At 46.8% G+C, this 4864-nt stretch carries 2 protein-coding genes; both read left to right on the top strand.

What is annotated here, in order from left to right; genetic code table 11:
* On the top strand, positions 1-571 hold a 571-nt coding region (locus Q7R76_04035), incomplete at its 5' end, for a hypothetical protein (protein ID MDO8642729.1).
* A 49-nt stretch (positions 572-620) separates the two neighbouring features.
* Positions 621-4864: right-handed parallel beta-helix repeat-containing protein (locus tag Q7R76_04040; GenBank protein ID MDO8642730.1), on the top strand; the 4244-nt coding region annotated here is incomplete at its 3' end.

Below are 4864 nucleotides of genomic sequence, written 5' to 3' on the forward strand. Positions count from 1 at the left end.
AGGAGGTAGTGGTGGCGGTCGTGGTGGCGGTTACAAAACTGTTGTACCGACTATAAATGGTGTGTCTGTTTCGCTGACCAACTACGATGTTGCACGTATCCAGTACGGCACGGGTGCCTACCAGTTTGTGTTGAAATCCTCCGGCAAAGATGAGGTTGCTGTACGCATTGCTCAACAAGATTACAACATGATGGCAGGCAGGGCATTATCCTTGGATCTTGATAAAGATGGAACGAGCGACGTCAGCATTAGCTTGGTGTCAGTCACTCATAACTTGGCAACCTTTGTTGTCAAGCTGGGAGCATCTGCGCCAGTTGCAGTAGCACCGGTTGTTGCTCCAGAAACTGCACCTTCAGAGCCCAGTGCTCCATCGGTTGAACAAACAGGAGCAGCAGTGGAAGAAACTGCACCTGCAGCTGCGTACGAAGGAGCACAGGTTGATCAGGAACCTGAAGCATATGCACCTGCCAAGAAGAAACTTGGCGCAAGCACGGTTCTGACCCTGATTGTGGTCGTGATTATCGTGTTGCTGTTGGTGATGCACTTCAGGAAAAAGAAACAGTCATTTTAATCAATTTTTTTTATTTTTATACTTTTTTTAACAATAACGGGTGTTTTGTATGGATGTAAAACAGGTAACAACAAAAAATCCTTTTTTTGCAAGACAAGGCTCTCTTGCTTTGAAGTCATGGCTCACGTTCCTTCTTTTCTTTTTCATTCTCACTACTGCGTTGTCCGTGTATGCTACTGATGCTGATAGTGATGGTTTTGATGACACCACCCCGACTGCAACATTTCCTCGGGACTGTGATGACGACACTGCAGGAACGCGGCCGTTGATGAACAACAGCGATAATTTTATCAACGGTAGTATTAGTGTTCTTAAAATTTGTTCTGGTGCTTCTTACGTCTATGAAAACAGTCTTATTATCATAAACTCATCAAGTAATGCAAATCTCATCATCGGCTGCAATGGCAACAATACTGGAAACACCACCGGGCACGGTGCAAATTTTACTATTAATGCGACCGGCAGCGAGGTCAGCGGCAATGCAAGCTTGAGGAACTGGATACATATCAACGGCACCACCAGCGTCGTTACCATTGAAAACTGCACCCTTATCGGCATTGGTGACAAAAACCAAACCGCAGCTGAGACCAACCAAACAATCGCCGTCAACATTACCAACAGTAGTAATGTTGTCATTAAAAACTTCCAAGTCCGCGACACCAACTTCGGCGGCGTGCACATTGCCGGCGACTCAAACAACATCACCATCATGAATTCAGAATTTAGCAACATCACCGGCGGCACGAGCGACACTAACCTCCACGATGTTATCTGGGCAAAAAATGGAAACAATATTAATCTTTCATTTATCAATATTAGCATCACCGGAGCTAGTTTCAATGCCAGTTCCTCTTTGGGAGTGAACCTTTCCACCAACCGTGTTGTGCTCTACGGCAACCGATTTTCAACGAATGCCCCCTTGCCGTATGTCAAAAGCAACGGCTCAAGCCACATTATCAATAATAACAGTTTTGCCAACGCTACCTACAGCCTCTTTTTGGACAACAGCGACAACAACACCATCCGCGAGAATAACTTCACCAACGGCAAGGGTCAAAATTCAACCGGCATTCATTTCACACTCAGCGACAATAATACACTTTCAGATAATTTCTTCCCCAACATGACTGGCATTCCCGTAACGCTCCACCAGAGCCGTTCAAACTTGTTTACCGGCGACCGGTTTATTAACACGTCCATCGGCATCCGCATTAACACCTCCAGCCATAACCACTTCAGAAACATTACCATCCTCAACATGAGCGATGCAGCCGGCGGTGCAACAACTGCTATCACGGGCGCCATTATTATCGGCAATAATTCAAACAACAACACCATCCTCAACAGTTCCATTGTTTTCAACGGGTCGCTCACTGCAGGCGCCGGTATTTTTGTGATTAATTCGTCTGCAACAAATATCACCCGTAACGACATCAACAACTTCGGCGGAAGCCACGGCATTGTCTTGGTTGATAGCGAAAACAGCACGCTGTCCACCAACACGATACGAAACACGAGCATCGGATTAAACCTTACCGGCCTTTCCGGCGGAAATGCAAATCGACAGGCAAACCAGATAATCAACATAACTATCTACAATGCCACAACCCACGCAATCAATGACACCACAGGTGCAACCACCAACAATAGCATTACTTTTAACACTTCCAATGGGAGCATTATGTGGCGGAATCTTACTGATATGACTGTTTTTACCTCCAACTTTCATCTGGGTTCAAATCTGAGCATTCGCTATAACTTCACGAGTGCGAACATGACAGCGATGTACACAAAACTCAATACCACCGCACTCATTATTTTTATCGACACCAGCAGCAGTTTCCCTGTGCGGGCAGTTGCCTACAAAAACAGCACTCGGTGCGAAGTAGGCACCTGTACATCGCTCGGTGTATCCTCCACGGTGTATGAATTCAACCTCACTGACTGGACGAGTGCCAGCACGCAGGGAGAAATTAACTTAAGCATTGGTAATGCGGTTGATGCTGACGTTGACGGGTTCACGACGACCGGTGGTAACGATACCTTTCCCGTTGACTGTGATGACAGCAGCGCCAACATACGTCCGGTGAAAAACCTCAGCGAAAATCTTGTTGGGTACACGCTCAAACTCTGCCCGGGCACCTACCACAACGCAACGCTTGTTGTGAATGCGTCCAGCAACAACTCGGTTATCGTTGATTGTTCTGGCCAGTCTGCTGCAAACGGCAACTTTTCACTCGGCGGCACGGCGCGTCGCGAATGGCTCCTCGTCAACAACACTAATGCCGGTTCAAATGTTGTCAACTGCACGGTTATGGGTCTGTTCTATGGCAATGGCACGGCGCAGGATCCGAAAGATCAGGCAACAACAACAGTTGGTATCAATATAACCAACAGTAGCAATGTCAATGTCAGCGCCGTGGTACTTAAGCACCTCATCTATCCCGGACTTGTTGTTGGTGGCCTGACTGACGGCGGCAATGGCACTGCGGCGAATATCACCATCCTCAACAACAGCTTTGACAACATCACCGGAGACATGCTCTGGGCACGCATCGGCACGAATATTAACATCACCGGAAATAACTTTACTATTTCGCGTGACAATCAGTCCATGGCGATTAACATCAACCTGACAACGCCGCGTGTGTGGGTGTACAACAACCGTTTCAGCAGCGCTGCACAGGCACAGCTCCGCACTAATGAATCCAGCCACTCTATCCTCAATAACTCGTTTGGTGACGGAAACGCAACGACTGCAGAAATTGCAATTCACAACGGTGACAATCACACGTTCCTCGACAACAACTTCAGCATCTCAACCGCTGCGGGTTCCCGTGCATTGTACCTCGAAGGCAGCGGCAACAACACCATCAAATCAAACCGCGTCATGAACATTACCGGCGGCATTGGTCTCGAACTGAACAGCAGCAGCTCAAACACTATCTCCAATAACCTCTTCGCGAACAGCAGCATCAACGTGCTCATCAACACCTCGTCAAACGATGTCAACTTCAGCAATAATGACGTCATCTTTGCGGTTTCTGCACCGGGCTACGGCCTTGTGGTTAACACGTCTGACAACCTGACGCTCCAGAACAACACCTACCGCAACAATTCGGTTGGTGGGGTTGTCTTCTACAATGCAACTAACATCACAGCGCTCGGCGAGCATGTACGCAATGCCTCGGTATACGGTTTCTTATTCAACCACACATCCAACAGCAGACTGCAAAACATCAGCGCAGACGGAAACAACAACACCCTAAACACCTTTGCTATTGATACCGGTGCCAACCTGACGTTGAATGGTTTCAACAGCACGAATGCCAACGGTGTCGGTCTGTTCCTCATCAATGCAAGCCGAATCAACATCAGCAATTTCAACATCATTAATGCGAGTGCGAACGGCATTAAAATCCTGAATAGTACCAATATCTCTTCAGACTATGATAATGTGACCATCTCAAACATCAATGGCACCTCACTCGCACTGATTAATATTTCTTGGAATAGTAGCTTTGTTAATTTGTCAACGTTGTGGCTTGCTGGTCAGGGTTGGCCGGGGTTGTCTCCGAGTGGTTTCGGTATTTATGTTAATGGAAGTAGTTTCATTTCCTTCCACAATATAACTGTCAAGAATACGAGTAATACGAGCATTATTTACAGTAATGTGACTGGTGCGAGTGTCATTGGTTATTGTAATGTGACTAATTCAAGTACGAGTGTGTTTAATATTGTTTCAGATAATGCGGCACTCAGCACATCCAGTTGCACGATGATTGTAAACGCGAATATGTCTGGTGCAACTCTTGCTGTTTCAAGTGATACTGGAACTGGTGTTGCATTCAATGTTGGTGTTAATTTCACCGGTAACTTGAATTCGTATGTGAATGTTTCAGTAGCGGATTTGGTGTATGTCAATAGCACTGCTCTTGGCGGTGGAAACCTTCCGGCAAACATTACCATGAAAGGCTTTGGTTATAATGCTGATGGTGTGGTTGTTGACTATGAAGATGACGGAACTTTCCACGCGTGTGGTTCAAATTGTACATTAACTAGTACTGGTACGTCCTTATCATTCAACGTAAGCCATTTCAGTACCTACCAAGCATCTGCACGTGTAGGTGGAGCTCAGGGTGCAAGTGGCGCAGGAGGTAGTGGTGGCGGTCGTGGTGGCGGTTACAAAACTGTTGTACCGACTATAAATGGTGTGTCTGTTTCGCTGACCAACTACGATGTTGCACGTATCCAGTACGGCACGGGTGCCTACCAGTTTGTGTTGAAATCCTC

It is taken from the genome of Candidatus Woesearchaeota archaeon, from assembly GCA_030651375.1.
GTDB lineage: Archaea > Nanobdellota > Nanobdellia > Woesearchaeales > UBA12501 > JAUSFM01.